At 38.9% G+C, this 21,417-nt stretch carries 22 protein-coding genes; 15 read left to right on the forward strand and 7 right to left on the reverse strand.

What is annotated here, in order from left to right:
- Positions 1-20: 20 nt before the first annotated feature.
- The 5 genes from rng to mreB all read right to left on the reverse strand — a co-directional run bounded on the left by rng (position 21) and on the right by mreB (position 4,798).
- Entirely contained in the window at positions 21-1,490 is a 1,470-nt protein-coding gene (gene rng, locus ABN217_RS13715) for a ribonuclease G (protein ID WP_072069784.1), read from the reverse strand.
- Entirely contained in the window at positions 1,487-2,074 is a 588-nt protein-coding gene (locus tag ABN217_RS13720) for a Maf family protein (RefSeq protein WP_072069785.1), read from the reverse strand. Before ABN217_RS13720 ends, rng begins: the two co-directional genes overlap by 4 nt.
- 53 nt (positions 2,075-2,127) lie before the next feature.
- The gene (mreD, locus tag ABN217_RS13725; protein WP_109409251.1) at positions 2,128-2,616 is read right to left on the reverse strand and encodes a rod shape-determining protein MreD; all 489 of its coding nucleotides are present in this window, start codon (positions 2,614-2,616) and stop codon (positions 2,128-2,130) included.
- A 5-nt stretch (positions 2,617-2,621) separates the two neighbouring features.
- Positions 2,622-3,662: a rod shape-determining protein MreC gene (gene mreC, locus ABN217_RS13730; RefSeq protein WP_115350542.1), complete on the reverse strand. Its 1,041-nt coding sequence runs from the start codon at positions 3,660-3,662 to the stop codon at positions 2,622-2,624.
- Between the two features lie 92 nt (positions 3,663-3,754).
- On the reverse strand, positions 3,755-4,798 hold the full coding sequence (gene mreB / locus ABN217_RS13735; RefSeq protein WP_023582893.1) for a rod shape-determining protein MreB: 1,044 nt from the start codon (positions 4,796-4,798) through the stop codon (positions 3,755-3,757).
- 687 nt (positions 4,799-5,485) lie between these two features.
- Between mreB and acuI the strand changes: the two genes are divergently transcribed.
- The 4 genes from acuI to accC all read left to right on the forward strand — a co-directional run bounded on the left by acuI (position 5,486) and on the right by accC (position 9,201).
- The gene (gene acuI / locus ABN217_RS13740; RefSeq protein WP_349459526.1) at positions 5,486-6,460 is read left to right on the forward strand and encodes an acrylyl-CoA reductase (NADPH); all 975 of its coding nucleotides are present in this window, start codon (positions 5,486-5,488) and stop codon (positions 6,458-6,460) included.
- 430 nt (positions 6,461-6,890) lie between these two features.
- Entirely contained in the window at positions 6,891-7,334 is a 444-nt protein-coding gene (gene aroQ, locus ABN217_RS13745) for a type II 3-dehydroquinate dehydratase (protein ID WP_072069788.1), read from the forward strand.
- 34 nt (positions 7,335-7,368) lie between these two features.
- Entirely contained in the window at positions 7,369-7,839 is a 471-nt protein-coding gene (gene accB / locus ABN217_RS13750; protein ID WP_196554796.1) for an acetyl-CoA carboxylase biotin carboxyl carrier protein, read from the forward strand.
- 12 nt (positions 7,840-7,851) lie between these two features.
- Positions 7,852-9,201, forward strand: a complete 1,350-nt coding sequence (gene accC, locus ABN217_RS13755) for an acetyl-CoA carboxylase biotin carboxylase subunit (RefSeq protein ID WP_072069790.1) — start codon at positions 7,852-7,854, stop codon at positions 9,199-9,201.
- Positions 9,202-9,274: 73 nt separating this feature from the next.
- Here accC and ABN217_RS13760 read toward each other — a convergent pair whose 3' ends face one another.
- Positions 9,275-9,733, reverse strand: a complete 459-nt coding sequence (locus tag ABN217_RS13760) for an Lrp/AsnC family transcriptional regulator (RefSeq protein ID WP_072069791.1) — start codon at positions 9,731-9,733, stop codon at positions 9,275-9,277.
- A 343-nt stretch (positions 9,734-10,076) separates the two neighbouring features.
- Here ABN217_RS13760 and ABN217_RS13765 point away from each other — a divergent pair, with 343 nt between their 5' ends.
- The 9 genes from ABN217_RS13765 (at position 10,077) to ABN217_RS13805 (ending at position 18,673) form a co-directional block, all read left to right on the forward strand.
- Positions 10,077-11,300, forward strand: coding sequence for an aromatic amino acid transport family protein (locus tag ABN217_RS13765; protein WP_371032673.1), 1,224 nt, complete (start codon positions 10,077-10,079; stop codon positions 11,298-11,300).
- 22 nt (positions 11,301-11,322) lie between these two features.
- Entirely contained in the window at positions 11,323-12,525 is a 1,203-nt protein-coding gene (locus ABN217_RS13770) for a MalY/PatB family protein (RefSeq protein ID WP_349439261.1), read from the forward strand.
- 324 nt (positions 12,526-12,849) lie between these two features.
- Entirely contained in the window at positions 12,850-13,098 is a 249-nt protein-coding gene (locus tag ABN217_RS13775; protein WP_115350545.1) for a YhdT family protein, read from the forward strand.
- A complete protein-coding gene (panF, locus tag ABN217_RS13780; RefSeq protein ID WP_349439278.1) occupies positions 13,088-14,533 on the forward strand; it encodes a sodium/pantothenate symporter in 1,446 nt (481 codons plus the stop codon). Before ABN217_RS13775 ends, panF begins: the two co-directional genes overlap by 11 nt.
- A gap of 23 nt (positions 14,534-14,556) precedes the next feature.
- On the forward strand, positions 14,557-15,438 hold the full coding sequence (prmA, locus tag ABN217_RS13785; protein WP_340894982.1) for a 50S ribosomal protein L11 methyltransferase: 882 nt from the start codon (positions 14,557-14,559) through the stop codon (positions 15,436-15,438).
- 321 nt (positions 15,439-15,759) lie between these two features.
- Positions 15,760-16,731 (forward strand): tRNA dihydrouridine synthase DusB, encoded by a 972-nt coding sequence (gene dusB / locus ABN217_RS13790; protein WP_036938696.1) that lies wholly within the window; start codon positions 15,760-15,762, stop codon positions 16,729-16,731.
- 20 nt (positions 16,732-16,751) lie between these two features.
- Complete coding sequence (gene fis, locus ABN217_RS13795; RefSeq protein ID WP_004245342.1) at positions 16,752-17,048, forward strand: DNA-binding transcriptional regulator Fis; 297 nt, start codon at positions 16,752-16,754, stop codon at positions 17,046-17,048.
- 238 nt (positions 17,049-17,286) lie between these two features.
- Positions 17,287-17,919 (forward strand): hypothetical protein, encoded by a 633-nt coding sequence (locus ABN217_RS13800; protein ID WP_196554798.1) that lies wholly within the window; start codon positions 17,287-17,289, stop codon positions 17,917-17,919.
- 1 nt (position 17,920) lies between these two features.
- Positions 17,921-18,673, forward strand: a complete 753-nt coding sequence (locus ABN217_RS13805; protein WP_196554799.1) for a DUF3307 domain-containing protein — start codon at positions 17,921-17,923, stop codon at positions 18,671-18,673.
- Between the two features lie 4 nt (positions 18,674-18,677).
- Here ABN217_RS13805 and ABN217_RS13810 read toward each other — a convergent pair whose 3' ends face one another.
- Positions 18,678-19,205: an SMI1/KNR4 family protein gene (locus ABN217_RS13810; RefSeq protein ID WP_231619334.1), complete on the reverse strand. Its 528-nt coding sequence runs from the start codon at positions 19,203-19,205 to the stop codon at positions 18,678-18,680.
- 140 nt (positions 19,206-19,345) lie between these two features.
- On the opposite strand from ABN217_RS13810, the gene ABN217_RS13815 reads away from it, so the two are divergent.
- Both ABN217_RS13815 and ABN217_RS13820 read left to right on the forward strand, forming a co-directional pair.
- Positions 19,346-20,092, forward strand: a complete 747-nt coding sequence (locus ABN217_RS13815; protein ID WP_349459528.1) for a hypothetical protein — start codon at positions 19,346-19,348, stop codon at positions 20,090-20,092.
- 119 nt (positions 20,093-20,211) lie between these two features.
- Complete coding sequence (locus ABN217_RS13820) at positions 20,212-21,402, forward strand: cyanate transporter (protein ID WP_197269581.1); 1,191 nt, start codon at positions 20,212-20,214, stop codon at positions 21,400-21,402.
- The last annotated feature ends 15 nt before the right edge of the window (positions 21,403-21,417 follow it).

Consider the following 21,417-nt stretch of genomic DNA (forward strand, 5'->3'; position numbering starts at 1 on the left):
TCATTAGGAAGGCGACTCCATTACATCATCACCACATCAAATTGCTCCTGACTATAGAGTAGCTCAGTTTGCACTTTTACTTGCTTACCCACGAAAATTTCAACCTCTGCTAATGCATGAGATTCATCACCTTTTAACGCATCAGCAACCGCCGTAGAGGCATAAACTAAGAAGCGATCTGCATCAATCGTTTTATGTACACGCACTATCTCACGTAAAATTTCATAGCAGACTGTTTCAACTGATTTTACCGTACCTCGCCCTTGGCAAGTTGGGCAGTCATCACAAAGCACATGCTCAAGACTTTCTCGTGTTCTTTTACGTGTCATTTCCACTAAGCCGAGTTGAGAAAAACCATTAATGGTCGTTTTCACTCTATCTTTACTTAAAGCTTGTTCAAGTGATGCCAATACTCTACGTTTATGTTCATCATTATTCATATCAATAAAATCAATAATAATGATACCGCCTAAGTTACGTAACCGTAATTGACGAGCAATGGCTTGGCTTGCCTCAATATTAGTATTAAAAATGGTTTCTTCTAAATTTCGATGACCAACGAAAGCCCCCGTATTAATATCAATCGTCGTCATTGCTTCAGTTTGATCAATAATGAGGTAACCACCTGACTTTAATTCAACTTTACGCTCTAAAGCCCGTTGAATTTCATTTTCAACACCATAGAGATCGAAAATAGGTTGATTTCCTTGGTGCAATTCAAGTTTAGCGGTTAATTCAGGAATGTATTCACCAATAAATTCCTGTAGTTGATTATAAGTTAATTTAGAATCAACACGTATGCTATCTAATTCAGAACCTGCAAAGTCACGTAAAATACGCTGTGCTAAAGCTAATTCGCCATAAATTTGAATGCGGGTTTTATTTCTTTTCTTACGCTCAATAATTTTATTCCACAAGCGTTTAAGAAAAGCGGCATCTTGCTTAATTTCATGCTCGCCAACACCTTCGGCAGCGGTACGAATAATAAAGCCACCATTTTCATCGCAATACTCTTCAACGAGTTGCTTTAAACGCTCGCGCTCTTCTTCACTATCAATTCGTTGAGAAACACCCACATGAGACGCACCAGGCATAAACACTAAATAACGGGAAGGCAATGTAATATCCGTAGTCAGGCGGGCGCCTTTTGTTCCTAAAGGATCTTTAACCACTTGTACAATTAAATCTTGGCCTTGGTGGACTAATTGCGCAATATCACGAACATTAAACTTTTTCTGCTCTTCACCTGCAATACATTCAGTGTGAGGCATAATATCAGAAGCATGTAGAAAAGCGGCTTTATCTAGCCCGATGTCAATAAATGCAGCTTGCATCCCAGGTAATACACGACTTACCCGACCTTTGTAGATGTTTCCGACGATACCTCGTTTCGCTTCTCTTTCGACATGAATTTCTTGAAGTATGCCTCCACGAATATAAGCAACTCGAGTTTCAGATGGCGTCACATTCACTAATAACTCTGCTGTCATGAAATCTCCTTCTCATTGGCTAGAGACGAAAATTGAGCTATCAATGCTTCGGTTTCAACAAGAGGTAATCCGACAACAGCATGATAACTCCCCTCAATCCGTTGAACAAAACGGCCTCCTTTTCCTTGAATACCATAAGCGCCAGCTTTATCCATTGGCTCTCCTGACTCAATATACGCGCTAATCTCACTCTCTGTCATCTCTCGAAAAGTGACTTGTGTGACAACTAATTGACTCAATGTACGAGTTTTATTAGAGATAGCAATTGCCGTCATTACTTGATGAGTTGCACCTGAGAGTGAACGTAGAATTTGTGCTGCATGAGCTTTATCACGCGGTTTTTCAAGAATATGACCATCATGAACCACAATGGTATCAGAACCTAAAACAGGATAATCATAGGGTGCTTGTCGCACACCTTCTTGTGACTTTTCTTTTGCTAAACGAAGGACATAATCTTCGGGTATTTCACCTTGTTGCCAAATTTCATCAATAGCCGGAGTGATAATACTAAACTCAACATCTAATAACGCGAGAAGTTCACGTCTTCTTGGTGAGCTGGATGCAAGATAAAGCGTGGTCACAGATAATGTCCTCATGACGGTAACGCAAAAGAGACCGCCATGAGCCAATTAACTTAGTGAACTGAAAACTGGTGACGGACTTTGCGAAGTAAAAAATAAAGCCATGGCCAAAGAATACCACTGACTGGGCTATTCCAGAATACTTGCGGGTGAAAAGTCACTGGTGAAAGTAAAAATTCTGCCCAGAATACAGTAAGATCGACAACAACCACACTAAACATTATCACTAAGGCTTGTTGCCATAACGCTAAATTACAAAAAAGCTGGTATTTAAAAGCAATAACATAACTCACTAACGTATAAGCAAGAGCATTCACACCTAAGGTTGTTCCTTGGACTAAGTCCATAACCATACCCAATACAAATGCAGTTCCTACACTGACACGATGAGGGATCGCAGTTATCCAATAAATCAGAAACAACATTGGCCAAATAGGTCGGTACACTTCCAACTGTTCTGGCCACGGCATAATCTGCAAAACAAGTGCAATAAGAAAAGAGAGCCAAACAATCCAACGCCCACGACTTTGATAAGGATTCATCGAGGTTACCTACTTCTTGTTGTGCTAGGTGTAGCAGGTATTGTGGCTGGTGGAGTTGTTCCATTATCTGCCTCTGGCGTATTGTCTAATGGCTCTTGAGACATAGAACGAGGAAGTGGGGGCCCTGCTTGCTCATAATTAGGTAAAACTTGTGGCATCAATTGCATTAGACGCTCATTCGCGGCGTGATACACCTCTGAAGGTAACGGCGGCTCCCCTGTTTTATCTGATGCATTCCATAATAAAAGTAAATAACGTAAACGCTGTAATTCAGCAGAAGGACGAACATTAATCACCGAATAAGCTCGTTGATTATCAACCTTAACTGAAGCAACAACACCCACTGGGTAACCCTCAGGAAAACGCCCGCCGAGTCCTGACGTCACTAAAACATCCCCCACACGAATATCAATATTAGCGGGTAAAGCTTCAAGCAATAAATCATCCGCACAACCTGCGCCTGAGGCAATCACACGAATATCATTACGTAAAACTTGTACCGGTAACGCATGAGAAGTATCACAAATTAAGAGTACTCGGCTCGTAAGCTCACTTACGGCAATGACTTGACCTACAACACCTTTATCACTAATGACGGGCTGCCCTTCATAGACGCCATCATTAGTTCCTTTATCAATAACCACTTGATCTCGATAAGGCGTACTATTGCCAGACAGAACTTGTGTGACTGTCATTTGTTCATTTTGGCGAAGAGGTGAACCAAGTAATTCTCGTAAACGGGCATTCTCTTGCTTAAATTGCTCTAATAGTTGGCTTTCTCCACTGCGAACTAACAACTCTTTTCTTAAAGCTTGGTTTTCAAATTGTAAACGCTCACGCGTTGCAAACGTTTCAGAAATTTGATCGAGGAAACGACGTGGACCATTTGCAAGAAAATAGAAGGGACTAACAGCAGTATCAAGATACTGGCGGACTTTAGAAAATGCACCAATACGGTTATCAGCAATCAATAAGGAGATAGCGACGACCACGGCGATTATTAATCTTAGTTGCAGGGAAGGGCCCCGACTAAAAATTGGCTTCATAAACTCTAAGATCACTCACACGGAGAAATTAAAAAAACAGGTGTTAGCATTCTCACCAAGGGGGAATCCATTCTCCCTTGTTAGAATTAATCTCAATCTTCGCTAAACAGATCGCCACCGTGCATATCGATCATTTCTAATGCTTTGCCACCACCACGCGCAACACAGGTCAGTGGATCTTCAGCAACAATTACAGGAATACCCGTTTCTTCCATCAATAAACGATCAAGGTTACGTAATAACGCACCACCGCCTGTTAACACCATACCACGCTCTGAAATATCAGACGCCAATTCTGGTGGGCATTGCTCTAACGCGACCATAACAGCACTAACGATACCAGTTAATGGTTCCTGTAATGCTTCAAGGATTTCATTAGAGTTTAATGTAAAGCTACGAGGTACGCCTTCTGCAAGGTTACGACCACGAACTTCGATTTCATTAACTTCATCAGAAGGATAAGCTGATCCGATATCGTGTTTAATACGTTCTGCGGTTGCTTCACCAATTAATGAGCCATAGTTACGACGTACATAATTAATGATAGCCTCATCAAAACGGTCACCACCGATACGGACAGAAGATGAATAAACCACACCGTTTAATGAAATAACGGCGACTTCTGTTGTACCACCACCAATATCCACTACCATTGAGCCAGTTGCTTCAGAAACAGGTAAGCCGGCACCGATTGCCGCAGACATTGGTTCTTCAATTAAGAAGACTTCTCGTGCACCTGCACTTAATGCTGATTCACGAATAGCTCTGCGTTCTACTTGAGTTGCACCAACAGGCACACACACCAAAACACGAGGACTTGGACGCATAAAGCTATTGTTATGAACCTGTTTTATGAAGTGCTGAAGCATTTTTTCGGTTACATAAAAATCAGCAATCACACCGTCTTTCATTGGACGGATAGCAGCGATATTCCCAGGTGTACGCCCTAACATCTGCTTGGCTTCATGCCCTACAGCTGCAACACTTTTTGATGTGCCAGCGCGATCTTGACGAATAGCGACAACGGAGGGTTCATCGAGAACAATACCCTGTCCTTTGACATAAATGAGGGTATTGGCGGTACCCAAGTCAATAGACAAATCGTTGGAAAACATGCCACGAAATTTTTTAAACATACGAAAGGATAATCCTGCAAGCCGGGACGGAAAAATCCGTCTACTCTATCAACCACAATAAGTAGCGACAAGGCGCGATTCACTACTTAGATTAAAGTGGACACGTAAATAATCATAAAGGCACAATATTCTACGTTACTTTTCCCAATTGGAGCAGAAAAAAACTGCATAAAAATGGGCTAATTAGAACGATTAACGCATAATTTTAATCCTACGCTGTTCATATTTAACTTATGTAACAATACAAACAACGCTTCTATCAATAAAGAAAAATCTGACTTCGTTGCCAAACTGTGACTCAAAAGCATCACTGCAAGTTCAAATAAAATTTATTCATTTGAATAAGCACAATTACTCTATTGATATTAAATAGTGTTTCACCGACAAAATTTGACTGAAAAAATAATAAAAATATCCATCTAGAATACTTCATAAACAATGCATTATCTTTATTTCGAACCACTAAGGGAAATGCTTATTTTATCCTATCATCAAACATTAACGGTGTTATCTAATAACCAAGATATAAAACTCAGAATAATCTCTGTACCAATAAACATAGAACCCCCGTTTATACACTAAAAAAGGATTATTTGTCTCATTATTACAATAGATATTGTGCACAATCACGACGAGATCTAAAAAATCACTTATCATGAAACAAATAGAAATCGATAAGGGGTCAAGATGAAAGCATTATTAGTTGAACAGCACGACGATAAACTCAATGCCAACGTGCAAGATATCGATGAAAAAACATTGCCTATTCATGAAGTTATTGTCGACATTCATTACTCTACACTGAATTATAAAGATGGGTTAGCGATCACTGGGAAAGGAAAAATACTACGCCAACTTCCAATGGTTCCAGGAATCGATTTTTCAGGTGTCGTTCATCACAGTGAAGACCCTCGTTTTCATATTGGCCAACATGTTTTATTAACAGGTTGGGGTGTAGGAGAAAATCATTGGGGTGGCCTTGCTCAAAAAGCAGGTGTAAAAGGTGATTGGCTCACTGCCATACCTGAAGGGCTATCCTTAAAAAATGCCATGATAATTGGTACAGCAGGCTTTACTGCAATGCTTTGTGTTATGGCATTAGAACAAGGGGGTGTAACGCCACAAAGTGGTGATATTTTAGTTACAGGCGCCAGTGGAGGTGTGGGAAGTACAGCCATTAGTCTATTAACCGCCCTTGGCTATCAAGTTACTGCATTAAGTGGCAGAGCCAGTAATCATGACTATTTACGCAAACTTGGTGCCAAAAATATTATCACTCGCGAAGAATTTGAACCTGCGGGCAGAGCGTTAGATAAACAACGCTGGGCGGGTGCAATTGATACTGTAGGTGGACAAATTCTCGCTAATATTTTGTCGCAAACAAACTATAACGGAACAGTCGCAGCTTGTGGATTGGCGGGTGGTTTTTCTTTACCAACGACCGTAATGCCTTTTATTTTACGAAATGTTCGCTTACAAGGTGTCGATTCTGTTTATTTTCCAGCGGAAAAACGCGCCCAAGTTTGGCAACGTTTACTAAAATTACTGCCAGAAACATTCTATCAACAAGCAATGACAGAAATTACGCTTGATGAAGTTCCACGTTATGCTCAAATGATTATGGATAACCAAGTGACTGGTAGAACGTTAGTAAAACTCTAATTTGTAGGTTTTACCTGCTTATTTCTGGCATTAATTCACTTCTTTTAGTGCCAGAATAAGCATCTTTCTATATAAACTAGTGAAATAATTGTGATGCAGATCACACTTTAAACATATATTAACGATTCATCTCAAAAAAGTTCAGATTTCCAGTGACATCAATAAATAACGTGATGTTATGATTATTTTTTCATCACCTGTTTATTTTGCTTTCTTACGTTTACAATCTTGTAAAAATATTTAACTTTTCATCAAAATAACCCATTCCTTCCCTGATTAGACCAGTATTTTGCTGTTATCTTCTGTGAAATGTCTATAATGTCGGACTTTGTGATATGTATCGTAACATTGAATACAATAAAAGATGACAAAACGAAAAGCACAGGTTATTTTGTCATTTCGTTGACGAATTGACGGAGATAGAAGCATAATGTCGGAAAATTTTCATATTTTGCTCCTGAATGGTCCGAATCTAAACCTGCTTGGAACAAGAGAGCCGGAAACCTACGGACACTTAACTCTGGATGATATCGTTCAAAGTTTGTCAGCAGATGCTCAGGCATTAAATGTGAAACTTAGCCATTTTCAGTCTAATGCTGAATTTGAGCTGATAAATAAAATTCATGCAGCGCGGGGAAATACCGATTACATATTAATCAACCCTGCGGCTTTCACGCATACCAGTGTTGCACTGCGTGATGCATTATTAGGGGTGAATATTCCATTTATTGAAATTCACCTATCCAATGTCTACAGTCGGGAGCCTTTCCGTCACCACTCATATCTCTCTGATATCGCAACAGGCGTAATCTGTGGATTAGGTGCAGAAGGTTATCGATTTGCTTTACAGGCAGCGGTCAGCCGTTTGTCTTAATAAAAAACATCAAAAAAGAGTACGGAATCAACTCATGGATATTCGTAAAATTAAAAAACTGATCGAGCTAGTCGAAGAGTCTGGCATTTCTGAACTAGAAATTTCTGAAGGTGAAGAGTCAGTACGTATCAGTCGTAATACTGGTCTTCAGGGTCAAATGGCTCCTCAGCAATATTTTGCGGCACCAGCGGCTCCTCAACCTGCGTTAGCAAATGCTGTTGCGTCAGTAGCACCAGAAACTCCAGCAGCAACTCCAACGCAAGAAATCAGTGGTCACGTTGTTCGTTCACCAATGGTCGGAACGTTCTATCGCTCACCAAGCCCTGAAGCTAAGAAATTTGTTGAAGTCGGTCAGCAAGTCAATGTCGGCGATACTCTGTGCATCGTTGAAGCAATGAAAATGATGAATCAGATTGAATCTGATAAAGCGGGTGTTGTTAAAACTATCCTTTGCCAAGACGGCGACAATGTTGAGTTTGACGCTCCACTCTTTGTTATCGAATAACGAGGCAGGTCCATGCTAGAAAAAATCCTCATTGCCAACCGTGGTGAGATAGCACTGCGTATCTTAAGAGCATGTAAAGAGCTTGGGATCAAAGCAGTTGCCGTTCACTCCACAGCAGACCGTGATTTAAAACACGTTCTGCTGGCAGACGAGACTATCTGTATTGGTCCCGCTGCTTCAGCAAAAAGTTACCTAAATATCCCTGCAATCATTGCAGCGGCTGAGATCAGTGGCGCACAAGCCATTCATCCAGGATACGGTTTCCTATCTGAAAATGCTGATTTTGCAGAGCAAGTTGAGCGCTCTGGCTTTATTTTTATCGGCCCAAAAGCTGAAACCATCCGCCTAATGGGTGACAAGGTTTCAGCCATTGAAGCGATGAAAAAAGCAGGTGTTCCGTGTGTACCAGGATCAGACGGTCCTTTAGGTAACGACACTGCAAAAAATATTGAAATTGCTAAACGTATTGGCTACCCAGTTATCATCAAAGCTTCTGGCGGCGGTGGTGGACGCGGTATGCGAGTTGTTCGTTCTGAAAAAGATCTAGAACAATCAATTACAATGACGCGTGCGGAAGCAAAAGCGGCATTTAGCAACGACATGGTATACATGGAAAAATACCTTGAAAACCCACGCCACATTGAAATTCAAGTCATGGCTGATGGTCAAGGTAATGCTATCTATTTGGCTGAACGTGATTGTTCAATGCAACGTCGTCACCAAAAAGTAGTTGAAGAAGCACCAGCACCGGGTATTACCCCTGAAATCCGTAAAAATATCGGCGAACGCTGTGCGAACGCATGTATTGAAATCGGTTATCGTGGTGCGGGTACCTTCGAATTCCTGTATGAGAATGGTGAATTCTACTTTATTGAGATGAACACCCGTATTCAGGTGGAACATCCAGTAACAGAAATGATCACTGGCATCGACTTAATTAAAGAGCAGTTACGCATTGCATCTGGCTTACCTTTATCAGTAACGCAAGATCAAGTTAATGTTCATGGTCATGCAATTGAATGCCGTATTAACGCAGAAGATCCAAAAACGTTCATGCCAAGCCCGGGGACTATTACTCGTTTCCACTCACCAGGTGGATTTGGCGTACGTTGGGAATCGCATATTTACGCAGGTTATACTGTTCCACCTCACTATGATTCAATGATTGGTAAATTGATCACTTACGGTGAAACACGCGAAATCGCGATCTCTCGCATGAAAAATGCATTGGCAGAACTTATCATTGACGGTATTAAAACCAATATTGAACTGCATCAGTTCATTATGAATGATGGGCAATTCCAAAAAGGTGGTACTAATATTCACTACCTTGAAAAACGTTTAGGTTTAGCTGAGAAATAATCTTTTTCACTTAACAAGAAAAGGCATAGTTTAATCACTATGCCTTTTTTATTACTAATTTTCTGATAAGAATCTATTTAATAGGAAACCCTTTAAAAGGTTTTATTTCTCGAATGCTAAAACTGGTGTTCATTTCTTTGATATTACCAATTGCTCGTACTTTCATCATGGAAACGTTATGAAAATCTTCCATATCTTTAACGACCAATTGCAACATATAGTCATATCGCCCTGAAATATTATGGCAAGAAATCACATTATCAATCTTCATTATCTCTTGTTCAAAGTGCGCCATATTATCTTCAGAATGCAAATCTAACGTAATATTCATAAAGGCATAAAAATTAAACCCTAAGTGCTTAGGATCAATGATGGCGCGATAATTCTTGATCACTCCTTTTTCTAATGCCTTTAATCGTTTCCAACAAGCGGGCGGAGACAAAAACACACGTTTAGCTATTTCAGCATTATTCAGTCGTCCTTCTTCTTGTAACAGTTTCAGGATCCCCATATCCGTTTTGTCAAGATCCATTCTATTCACACCTCTGTGACATTAATCAAAATAACGTTTTTATCAAAGATAATTAATTTATAACTCAATTTTAGCGAATTTTATTAATAAATAAGTCCGTCTAGCTTCCAATATGGAGAAATAATTAATCACACTAATTGCTAAAATTATTCTCGAAGTATCGTTATTCAGCTAATACAAAATGATTAAAAATCATGTTCCATAAATAAACTTAACAAAACAAATACTATAAATTTTACTTTCACATGGGATCACATGTATGACCTTATTAGAACAAAAAGTTGATAGGGCCTCTTTCTCAAAAGAAGAATGGAAAAAACTAACACGATTCGATAATACTGATATGGGATGGATTATTATCAGTATCGGCATGGCAATTGGCGCAGGTATTGTGTTCTTACCTGTGCAAGTTGGCTTAATTGGATTATGGGTGTTTTTACTCTCTTCTATTATTGGCTACCCTGCCATGTACCTCTTTCAACGCTTATTTATTAATACTCTTGCCGATTCTAAAGAATGTAAAGACTACCCAAGTGTTATCGAAGGTTATCTTGGTAAAAACTGGGGAATGTTTTTAGGGTTACTTTACTTTTTAATGTTAGTGATTTGGATTTTTGCTTATCCAACAGCGCTGACTAATGATACAGCATCTTACCTACATACCTTTGGCGTAACTGAAGGATTACTATCAGAAAACCCTTTTTATGGATTAATTCTTATCTCGTTTCTCGTCTTAATTGCATCACGAAGTGAAGAGTTATTATTTAAAATCTCAAGCTTTATGGTGTTATCTAAATTACTCGTTGTATTTGCGCTAGGTGTCATGATGATAAGCATGTGGGATCTATCGAAAAATATCGATGCCTTCCCGCCTTTTAGCTTATTAATTAAGAATGCCATTATTACGCTACCTTTTACACTGACTTCTATTCTCTTTATTCAATCTCTTAGTCCGATGGTTATCTCTTATCGAGCTAAAAACAAATCGATTGAAGTCGCTCGTTATAAAGCCTTAAGAGCCATGAATATTTCTTTCGGTACACTATTTTGTGTTGTCTTCTTTTATGCCGTTTCTTTTACCTTTGCTATCGGCCATGATGAAGCGGTTAAGGCCTATGAGCAGAATATTTCGGCCTTAGCCATCGCAGCGCAATTTATTGAAGGCGATGCGGCTAAATATGTCACGCCTGTCGGCGTTGCACTCAATATTTTTGCTTTAATGACAGCATTCTTTGGCGTTTATCTAGGCTTTAAAGAAGCAGTACAAGGCTTAGTCATGAATGCTCTTACTCGTATTATTCCCGCAGAAAAAATTAATCAGAAAATCCTCACATTATGTATTGTAATTTTTACTGTAGTTATTGCATGGGGTGCAATTGTTCTTAATTTGCCAGTATTAATGTTCACTTCAATCTGTAGTCCTATTTTCGGGATTGTAGGTTGTCTTATTCCTGCTTATTTAGTTTACAAAGTACCTTCATTGCATCGTTATAAAGGTGGATCACTGTATTTGATTATCTTTACGGGCATTCTGCTTTGTATTTCCCCTTTCTTGAAATTTATTTAATTAGACGTATTAAAGGCTTACCATGAAATATAACTTTGATGAAATTATAGATAGAAAAGATACCGATGCTTTAAATTATGATGGTTGGCGCCAGTATATTTTTAAAGCAGATAAAGACGCACAGTTCGCCTTTACTGATAATGAATTTATTAGAATGTGGGTTGCGGATATGGACTTTTCTACTCCGCCTGAAGTTCTTGAAGCCATTAAAACACGCCTAGATAGAAAAATATTAGGTTATACCAAAGTGTATGATGAAGAGTATTACCAAATATTTAAAGATTGGTGCCAAAGACATTACGATTGGGAAATCGATCCACGTGAAATTGTATTATCACCGGGTATTATTCCTGCATTAAACCGCTTAGTCCCTTTATTAATAAAAGAAGATGAAAGCATCCTTATTCAAACACCTTCTTATACACCATTTAAACAAGCGGGAGACTATAATTCTCGCCAAGTGATCTACTCTGATTTATTAGAAAAAGATGGTGAGTACTCTATTGATTTTGTAGATATGGAACGCAAAATTAAAGATAAATCACTTAATATTAAGCTCTTTATTTTATGTAATCCTCAAAATCCAACGGGTAAAGTGTGGACGGAAGAAGAACTAATTAAGATGGGAAAACTCTGTGTTGAAAATGATATTTGGATGATATCAGATGAAATACATTGTGATTTATTGCGTAACGGTGTGTCACACACACCTATTGCTAAACTTTTCCCTTATTATGAGAAAATTGTTACCTGTATGGCACCAAGCAAGACATTTAATCTTGCAGGTAATCTAATGTCTCATATTTTTATTAAGAATGAAGAAGTAAAAAAAGAGTGGCTTCGCCTTTATGATGACTTTATTTCACCATTAAGTTTAGTTGCAACAAAAGCTGCTTATTCTCAATGTGATGAATGGTTAAAAGCACTAAGAAACTATCTCGATGATAACTTTAAATTAGTACAAGAATTTGCTCAGACTCATTTCCCAAAAGCAAACTTTAAAATACCTGATTCAACCTATTTAGCATGGATTAATTTGACTGAATATTTACCTGAAGATGTCGATAACCAACAACTTTCACTCTATTTTGCCAATAAAACAGGCATTTTATTAGAAGGTGGAAATATGTTTGTAAGTAATGGTGATAACTATATTCGTATAAATCTTGCTTGCCCTCGTTCCATTATCAAAGAAGGCTTAGAAAGAATAAAAAATGCCCTTTAATTTTTGAGATGAGTAAAACAAAGAAGAGCACCACATTTGATCAATCTATTTCAGTGTCTGCTCTTCTTTTTTCCTATTTCAATTATCTTAAACGCTCTATTTACGGTGATTATTTCAACACTTAATTTCTCAATTAATATAAAAGCCCATCTCTATTTTATTACCTCATTAAATAGAAACTTAATAACAATCCTTTTAAAACAGCAACATAGTCAATTTTTAATATTACCTCGTGAGTTTATGATTAATTTTCACTGAATCAACACTCACTTTCCCGTACAATCCTTCCATTCATTTTTAACCCTATTAAGATTGGGAGAACAGATGGACAAACGTTTTGTTCAGGCCCACAAAGAAGCCCTTTGGGCCCTAATTTTAACTTTTATTTATTTGTTGGGTTGGTTAATTACCGCCTATTTACCTGATAACACACTAGGCATTACTGGTTTACCTGTTTGGTTTGAGCTTTCATGCTTATTCTTACCTGTTTTGTTTTTTTTGTTGTGCTATCTGATGGTGCGCTACTTTTTCAAAGATATGCCGTTAGGAGATGAGCATGACGATGCAAACTGAGGTCATAGTGCCACTGATTGGCTACCTTCTGTTGGTTTTTCTGCTATCGGCTTATGCTTATCGTAAGCGCGAAAAAGGTGAGTTTCTTAACGAATATTTTCTGGGTAATCGTTCCATGGGGGGCTTCGTGTTAGCGATGACAATCACTGCCACTTATGTTAGCGCAAGTTCCTTTATCGGTGGGCCAGGTGCTGCCTATAAATATGGTATTGGTTGGGTATTGCTTTCGATGATCCAACTACCCGCAATTTGGCTATCCCTTGGGGTATTAGGAAAAAAATTCGCCATTTTAGCGCGTCGTTATAATGCCGTTACTTTAAACGACATGCTATATGCGCGTTACAAAAGTCGTTTTCTCGTTTGGTTTGCCAGTTTAAGTCTATTAGTCGCCTTTATCGGTGCCATGACAGTGCAATTTATTGGTGGCGCACGTTTATTAGAAACCGCTGCCGGCATCCCTTATGAGTTTGGCTTGCTTATTTTTGGGGTCTCGATTGCGCTGTACACTGCAATTGGTGGATTTAGAGCTAGCGTATTAAACGATGCATTACAAGGTCTTGTGATGCTACTCGGTACCTTTATCCTACTGGTTGCTATTATCTATAAAGCGGGTGGTTTAGATATTGCGATACAAAAACTCAATGCTATCGATCCCGCATTAACCTCACCTCAAGGTGCGGATGGCATTCTAACGGGGCCTTTTATGGCTTCATTCTGGGTACTGGTCTGTTTTGGTGTAATAGGCTTGCCACATACTGCGGTACGTTGCATCTCTTACAAAGACAGCAAAGCCATGCATAAAGGGATCATTATTGGCACTATTGTGATGTCATTATTAATGTTTGGTATGCATTTTGCTGGTGCATTAGGCCGGGCGATCATTCCTGACCTGACAGTTCCCGATCAGGTTATCCCAACATTAATGGTTGAAGTCTTACCGCCTATTGCAGCAGGTATTTTCCTTGCGGCGCCTATGGCTGCCATTATGTCTACGATTAATGCGCAACTGTTACAATCTTCAGCAACGTTAGTCAAAGATCTTTATCTCAATATCGCCCCTCATGCTATTACTAATGAGAAACGTATATCCCGTTTATCGAGCCTTTCAACCTTGATTTTAGGTGTACTACTGCTGTTTGCTGCATGGAACCCACCATCAATGATTATTTGGCTTAATTTACTCGCTTTTGGTGGCCTGCAAGCTGTTTTCTTATGGCCTTTAGTTCTTGGCCTTTATTGGGAAAAAGCGAATCGTTATGGCGCTATTGCAGGTATGATCACAGGTGCCACTCTCTATGCCACTCTTGCGACATTTAATATCCAAATAGCTGGATTCCACCCTATTGTTCCCTCACTGTTATTAAGCTTAGTAGCATTTCTTGTTGCTAATCGATTTGGAGAGCATACTCTGCCACAATCAGCATCATTACAGTGAATTCGTTTTTAAAGAGATTAATTATGCCTTGGATACAATTAAGACTTAATGCAACTGCTGCCAATGCCGAAGCTATTGGTGATGAGCTAGTTGAAAGCGGTGCCGTTTCAGTGACTTTCCAAGATAGTCACGATACCCCTATCTTTGAACCTTTACCGGGTGAAACTCGCCTGTGGGGTGATACTGACGTTATCGGTTTATATGATGCAGAAACTGACATGAAAATTATTGTAGCGATGTTAGAAAACACGCCACTACTAGGTCAAGGCTTCCTGCACAAAATTGAACAACTCGAAGATAAAGATTGGGAACGTGAATGGATGGATAACTTCCACCCAATGCGCTTTGGTGAGCGTTTATGGATTTGCCCAAGTTGGCGTGAAGTACCTGATCCTAATGCCGTCAACGTCATGCTAGACCCAGGTCTTGCATTTGGTACAGGTACCCACCCTACTACCTCATTATGCCTTCAGTGGCTTGATGGTTTAGATTTAAAAGGTAAAACGGTTATCGACTTCGGTTGTGGTTCTGGGATTTTAGCAATTGCGGCTTTAAAATTAGGTGCAGCTAAAGCAATTGGTATTGATATCGACCCGCAAGCCATCCAAGCAAGCCGTGATAATGCACAACGTAATGGTGTATCTGACGCACTCACACTGTACCTTGCAAAAGACCAGCCTGATAACCTCAGTGCTGATGTTGTCGTGGCAAATATTTTAGCTGGCCCATTACGTGAACTTGCACCCGTTATTAGTACACTGCCTCGTCAGGGTGGATATCTAGGTCTTTCTGGCGTATTAGCGACACAAGCAGAAGGTGTGGCAGCTGCCTATGAAGGATTATTTAACTTAGATCCCGTTGCTGAGAAAGAAGAGTGGTGTCGTATTACCGGTGTGAAAAAATAACACAGAACAAATATTAACCAAAGTGAGATAATCTTATTACGTTAAAATTTCACTTAATTATTGTTTATCAGGCATTAATCACATTTTTGCCTGATAAACTCTACTTAGTTCCACTTGTTTATCAATTCTATACCATCAAATTTTAATTTTTTAAAAACACATAACATTATGTTTTTATTGATTAAATAATCAATTCATAAAAAATCAAGTGTAAAAAAGTAACTTTTTTTCGCAATTTGGTTAAACTTTGTCCTTTCATATCTGGCAAAAAATGCGTAATATACGCGCCCTTGCAGTCACAGTTTGGCCCTCTTTTCATCTATGCGAATCGGACAGTATCAGTTAAAAAATTGCCTTATCGCGGCTCCCATGGCTGGCGTTACAGACCGACCTTTTCGGTCGCTTTGCTATGATATGGGTGCGGGTATGACAGTTTCTGAGATGCTCTCTTCCAATCCTCAGGTTTGGCAGACAGACAAGTCTCGGTTACGAATGGTACATAGTGATGAATTGGGGATCCGCTCCGTACAAATTGCAGGAAGTGATCCCGTTGATATGGCGGCTGCTGCGAAGATAAACGCAGATAGTGGTGCTCAAATTATCGACATTAACATGGGTTGCCCTGCAAAAAAGGTGAATAAAAAGCTAGCAGGTTCAGCACTACTTCGTCATCCCGACCTTGTCGCAGAGATCCTCTCTGCTGTGGTTAACGCGGTAGATGTACCTGTTACTCTCAAGATCCGTACTGGCTGGTCACCTGATGAACGTAACTGTGTAGAGATTGCCAAATTGGCTGAACGTTGTGGTATTCAGGCTCTCACTATTCATGGGCGTACACGCGAGTGTTTGTTCAAAGGGGAAGCCGAATACGACAGTATTCGGACAGTTAAGCAGAATGTTTCTATTCCCATTATTGCGAATGGAGACATAACAGACCCGCTAAAAGCCAGAGCAGTATTAGACTACACTGGAGCCGATGCTTTGATGATCGGTCGCGCTGCTCAGGGAAGACCCTGGATCTTTCGGGAAATCCAGCACTATCTGGACACAGGTGAACTGTTGCCCCCTCTACCGATTGTAGAGGTACAACAAATAATGCAAAAGCATGTGCGTGAGTTGCACGACTTTTACGGTCAAGGCAAAGGAACTCGCATTGCACGCAAGCATGTCTCTTGGTATCTCAAGGAACATGCCCCTGATGACCAGTTTCGGCGCTCCTTCAACGCCATAGAGGATGCCAGCGAACAGCTGGAGGCGTTGGAAGCATATTTCGAAAATTTTTTGCGTAAATAAATAAAAGAGCTGACAGAACTATGTTCGAACAACGCGTAAATTCAGACGTACTAACAGTTGCCACCGTAAATTCACAAGATCAGGTGACCCAAAAACCTTTACGTGACTCAGTTAAACAAGCACTGAAGAACTATTTTGCTCAATTAAATGGTCAAGATGTTAATGACTTATATGAGCTAGTATTGGCTGAAGTTGAACAGCCATTGTTGGACATGGTAATGCAGTACACCCGTGGCAACCAAACGCGTGCAGCGCAAATGATGGGCATTAACCGCGGCACACTGCGTAAGAAACTGAAAAAATACGGCATGAACTGATCCTAGTCAGTTAGGTCTATTTTTATAAAAAGCCTTTTCTGGTTTTCCAGAAAAGGCTTTTTTGTTGCTTCTTTATCGGACTTACTCTATAACATCCATGGTATAGGTTACCAAATTTGGTAACATTATTACATGTTACCAAATTTGGTAACCTTCATCGTCATGGCTACGTCCAATAACCGAATATAGCGCGTTTATATTGATTGCCATTCTCTCATAAAGCTATAGGTACAAATTAATGAATAACAACATCATTAGTGTGATCACCGGTGACATCATAGGCTCTAGAGATATTACACCTGAAAACTATGATGTTATGCTTTACACCTTAGAGCAAACCGTTCAACTGCTCTCAGAGCAACTTCCGCTTAAATATGACCGATATCGTGGCGACTCCTTCCAACTTGTTTGTTCAAAAGCTAATGATGCCATTAAAGTCGCCATTGTCATCCAGCTCGCACTCAAAACATCAAGTCTTGAAATCAGCGCTCGACAAAGCATTGGTGTTGGAAAAGTAGATTCATTACGCAATGATGTTAGGACGTCTATAGGTGAGGCTTTTATTTTATCAGGTGAAGGGCTGGATAAAATGAAAGGTGAAATATTGGCAATATCAACTTCTGATACCGACTTCCAACACAATATTACTTTAGTGACTAAGTATTTAGATTTACAACTCAAAGAAATTACTCGAGCACAAGCACAAGTTTTACTTAAATACATGGTCAATAAAGATAAATCTCACTACGCTATTGCCAATGAGTTAAATAAATCGAGAAGTAATATTACTCGATTACTAAATGCTAGCCACTATCAACTCATAGATGAATATATTCAATACTTTAATTATTTGATTAACAAGGTTTATTGATATGTATAACTTCACGCTTCTTATATCCCTCTATGTTGCACATATTATTTTTGATTTTTATTTGCAACCGAGAACATGGATAGAAGCGCGAAACGCTCTACATTACAAATCTAAAGCACTTTATTTACACTCACTACTACAAGGTGGGATAAGTTTTATTATTCTTGTAGTAATGTCCGAGATAAGCCTTATTTCTATTTTAGCTTATAGCTTAGTAATATTAATTAGTCATTTTATTTTTGATCTTGCTAAATCCTATACGGATAACTCGTTAAAATGGTTTATCACTGATCAAGCTCTTCATTTATTCGTGATTACCTTTTTATGGATAGTGCTTGTTGATCAAAATACTCAAATATTCCATGATCTTAGTTTTAAAAATATTAACTACAAATATCTTATTGTTGTTCTTGCCTACATCATTATTTTAAAGCCTATTTCGAGCCTTATTTATATGTTACTAAAGAAATGGACACCTGTTGCAGTAGAAGGCTCAACACTCGTTTCTGCGGGTCAATCTATTGGTTATTTAGAAAGAACACTAATCTTAACTTTTATTCTTTTAAATCAATTTGCAGCAATTGGCTTTTTATTAGCAGCTAAATCAATATTTAGATTTGGTGAATTACAAGATGATCAAGATAAAAAGCTAACAGAATATGTTATGTTAGGTACACTGATTAGCTTTAGCATTTCTATCTTTATTGGACTTGCTACTTCCTATTTTGTGACTCAACTCCCCATAGGAAAATAACTTATCAAACTTCTGGGCTAAATATCATTTTTTCTGATGGAAATCCCTCAGGGAATGATTGGCAACGTATTCGTTTTGATAAAACTCCCTCTAAAAACCCTGTCAGACTCTCTGCAATAAATTCTACCTCTGATCCTCTAGATGGAATAATTGCTATTGTCCAAAGCTCACTATTTTCTGATAAAACAACCCAAAAAAGCGTATCTCCATTATCCGTGACACCAATGGGTAAAAGCCCATTACATTTTGGATATAGAACAAAACGATAGTAATTAGGATCATCATTGATTAATGAGCTGAAATCTTCAAGGATCTGCTCTTTTTGCTGGAAAAAATTAATGTACTCATTTTGGCTAAAGGGATTAAATAACGTTATAAAATCAGCTACCTGACCTGATCCATATTGGGTGATAAACGCAATATAATCTTTGGGAAAGGCATATTTGTTATCAATTAATGGCCATCTCTCTTCTTTTCCATTTTCATGTATTGCAGAAGGAATAGGTAGTTGCTGATTTAATGCCGTTAACATCACTATCTCACTTATTTGAGTTCTATTACACCGTGTAATGTATGATATTTTAGAGTGAGCATCACTTTTATCATAATAATGCTGATAGTTATCACTCTATTACCCTAGTAAACAAACCTATATTTAAAAGAAAACAGACCATGACCACACCAGTACGTACCATTACATTTATTGATAGCGCTTATCCTAAGCCCCATAAAATTAAAGAATTTGTCTGGTCTGGGCGATTAGATAAAAATGGACAACTTTGGTTTGATCTTCATCTTAGAAGTGCCGATTACTATTTAAGTGAAGGGGAGGATTATCTGGATGATATCAACGAAGATGAATCAGATGACGAAGAAGAATATACCAGCCTAGCTCACTGGCAAGCTCCCATTGTTTGGGATAATTATCACTGTTGTACGCTCTCCTCAACTTATTGGTCTGACGACCAAGGTATTTTGCTCAGCACAGGAAATACGCCGTTCGATTTTGATAACTTTATTACTCATCAATTTAATGTTGATATTGCCCCTCAAATCGATAGTGATACAGATGAATATGAAGAAAGAGCAGAAGTCCCTGCTTTCAGTATTTACTTATTAGGTCATGATGCATGTAAAAATCATCAAATTCACTTCCAGCGCCAACAAGATAATACTTATCACATTAATTGGTCTGGAAAAATCGCACTCTTTTATGCTGGGTTTGATGAATTTATTCATCAATTTAGTGCACAACTTGAAAACATCCCTTTTGATGGCTTTTATTTCCCTAAATCGTGGGATTTAGATAAAGCAGCACTGGAATTTAAAAAGGTACTTTCTCATTTTGAACATTATGAGTTTGTATTAATTAATCCCAAGAGTCAGATTAAACAGTGGAAATTAAAATATATCGCTTAAATAGCGTGATGATTAGTTAAAATACCTAATGATATTTATGTTGATATAAAACCCCTCATCTGTTTATATCAATATTGTCCATAAAGTAGATAATATTTATTGTTTATCAGGGAATTATAATGACTGCCTTACCACGAAAAAAAACATGGCAGATTGTCCTCACTATTATTTTAGTTGGGATAAATTTACGCCCTTTCTTAACTGGCCCAGGCCCTGTTATTGACAATATTATTGCCTCAACAGGAATGAGTTATAGCCAAGTCTCATTACTCACGCTATTACCTATGCTGTTAATGGGAATAGGCGCATTAATCGTTCCCTTTTTACAGTCTTATATTCAAGTGCGTAAAGGGCTGTTAGTGGCGATGTTGATGCTACTTATAGGCTCATTTTCTCGTGCTTATGTTTCTGATGGTCATCAACTATTACTGACAGCACTCTTTTGTGGTTTAAGTGTCGCCTATATTCAAGCGGTATTTCCCGGCATTATTAAAGGATGGTTTGGAAATAGAACACCTATCATGATGGGATTATATTCCGCCATGTTAATGGGGGGAGGCGCACTAGGTGCTCAACTTTCCCCTATTCTCACCGCCCCCAATGGTCATTGGCAAAGTGCTTTGGCATGGTTTGCACTTCCTGCTGGCTTTGCATTTGTTGCTATTCTTTTCTCTATTAAAAATAGCGCCACCTCCGCCAACAAAATATCACTCAATACCTTGATCTGGCGCCCTAGAACAGGGTTACTTATCTTAGGATTTGGTTGTGTTAATGCAGGATATGCTTCTGTGGTAACATGGCTAGCTCCTTTCTATCAATCGTTAGGAATGCCAAGCGCTCAAAGTGGCTCGCTAGTCGCTATCCTTTCCCTTTTTCAAGCATCAGCAGCATTGATCATTCCATTTTTGGCGGCTAAAAATCACGATCGGCGTTTTTGGCTGATGTTAACATTAATAAGCCAATTTATCGGATTTGGCGCAATAATGACGATCCCCATGAGTGCGCCTTATCTTTGGAGTATTTTCTTAGGTTGTGGCTTAGGAGGATGTTTTTCCATGATGATGATCGTCGCACTTGATCACATTCCTGACCCCGCGCAAGCTGGCGCACTATCAGCACTAATGCAAGGTGGTGGTTTTATTATTGCTGCATTTGGACCATTGGTTGCTGTCCTATTACGCCAATCTGATGGAAGCTTTACTTATGCATGGGCATTTCATGCCATTTTAGTGATTATTACGATAGGATTATTTTCACGATTAAACCCACGTCATTACGCAAAAGCCTATCCCGCCAATCACTCTATTTAATCATCTATAAAAAAT

Source organism: Proteus sp. fly-1067 (assembly GCF_040139345.1).
In the GTDB taxonomy this organism is placed as follows: Bacteria; Pseudomonadota; Gammaproteobacteria; order Enterobacterales; family Enterobacteriaceae; genus Proteus; species Proteus vulgaris_B.

What these genes read in the sequence shown, in the direction of transcription:
- rng (WP_072069784.1), bottom strand. Translation starts at nt 1,490, where the DNA reads ATGACAGCAGAGTTATTAGTGAATGTGACGCCATCTGAAACTCGAGTT.
- mreD (WP_109409251.1), bottom strand. Translation starts at nt 2,616, where the DNA reads ATGAATCCTTATCAAAGTCGTGGGCGTTGGATTGTTTGGCTCTCTTTT.
- mreC (WP_115350542.1), bottom strand. Translation starts at nt 3,662, where the DNA reads ATGAAGCCAATTTTTAGTCGGGGCCCTTCCCTGCAACTAAGATTAATA.
- mreB (WP_023582893.1), bottom strand. Translation starts at nt 4,798, where the DNA reads ATGTTTAAAAAATTTCGTGGCATGTTTTCCAACGATTTGTCTATTGAC.
- acuI (WP_349459526.1), top strand. Translation starts at nt 5,486, where the DNA reads ATGAAAGCATTATTAGTTGAACAGCACGACGATAAACTCAATGCCAAC.
- aroQ (WP_072069788.1), top strand. Translation starts at nt 6,891, where the DNA reads ATGTCGGAAAATTTTCATATTTTGCTCCTGAATGGTCCGAATCTAAAC.
- accB (WP_196554796.1), top strand. Translation starts at nt 7,369, where the DNA reads ATGGATATTCGTAAAATTAAAAAACTGATCGAGCTAGTCGAAGAGTCT.
- accC (WP_072069790.1), top strand. Translation starts at nt 7,852, where the DNA reads ATGCTAGAAAAAATCCTCATTGCCAACCGTGGTGAGATAGCACTGCGT.
- ABN217_RS13760 (WP_072069791.1), bottom strand. Translation starts at nt 9,733, where the DNA reads ATGGATCTTGACAAAACGGATATGGGGATCCTGAAACTGTTACAAGAA.
- ABN217_RS13765 (WP_371032673.1), top strand. Translation starts at nt 10,077, where the DNA reads ATGGGATGGATTATTATCAGTATCGGCATGGCAATTGGCGCAGGTATT.
- ABN217_RS13770 (WP_349439261.1), top strand. Translation starts at nt 11,323, where the DNA reads ATGAAATATAACTTTGATGAAATTATAGATAGAAAAGATACCGATGCT.
- ABN217_RS13775 (WP_115350545.1), top strand. Translation starts at nt 12,850, where the DNA reads ATGGACAAACGTTTTGTTCAGGCCCACAAAGAAGCCCTTTGGGCCCTA.
- panF (WP_349439278.1), top strand. Translation starts at nt 13,088, where the DNA reads ATGCAAACTGAGGTCATAGTGCCACTGATTGGCTACCTTCTGTTGGTT.
- prmA (WP_340894982.1), top strand. Translation starts at nt 14,557, where the DNA reads ATGCCTTGGATACAATTAAGACTTAATGCAACTGCTGCCAATGCCGAA.
- dusB (WP_036938696.1), top strand. Translation starts at nt 15,760, where the DNA reads ATGCGAATCGGACAGTATCAGTTAAAAAATTGCCTTATCGCGGCTCCC.
- fis (WP_004245342.1), top strand. Translation starts at nt 16,752, where the DNA reads ATGTTCGAACAACGCGTAAATTCAGACGTACTAACAGTTGCCACCGTA.
- ABN217_RS13800 (WP_196554798.1), top strand. Translation starts at nt 17,287, where the DNA reads ATGAATAACAACATCATTAGTGTGATCACCGGTGACATCATAGGCTCT.
- ABN217_RS13805 (WP_196554799.1), top strand. Translation starts at nt 17,921, where the DNA reads ATGTATAACTTCACGCTTCTTATATCCCTCTATGTTGCACATATTATT.
- ABN217_RS13810 (WP_231619334.1), bottom strand. Translation starts at nt 19,205, where the DNA reads ATGTTAACGGCATTAAATCAGCAACTACCTATTCCTTCTGCAATACAT.
- ABN217_RS13815 (WP_349459528.1), top strand. Translation starts at nt 19,346, where the DNA reads ATGACCACACCAGTACGTACCATTACATTTATTGATAGCGCTTATCCT.
- ABN217_RS13820 (WP_197269581.1), top strand. Translation starts at nt 20,212, where the DNA reads ATGACTGCCTTACCACGAAAAAAAACATGGCAGATTGTCCTCACTATT.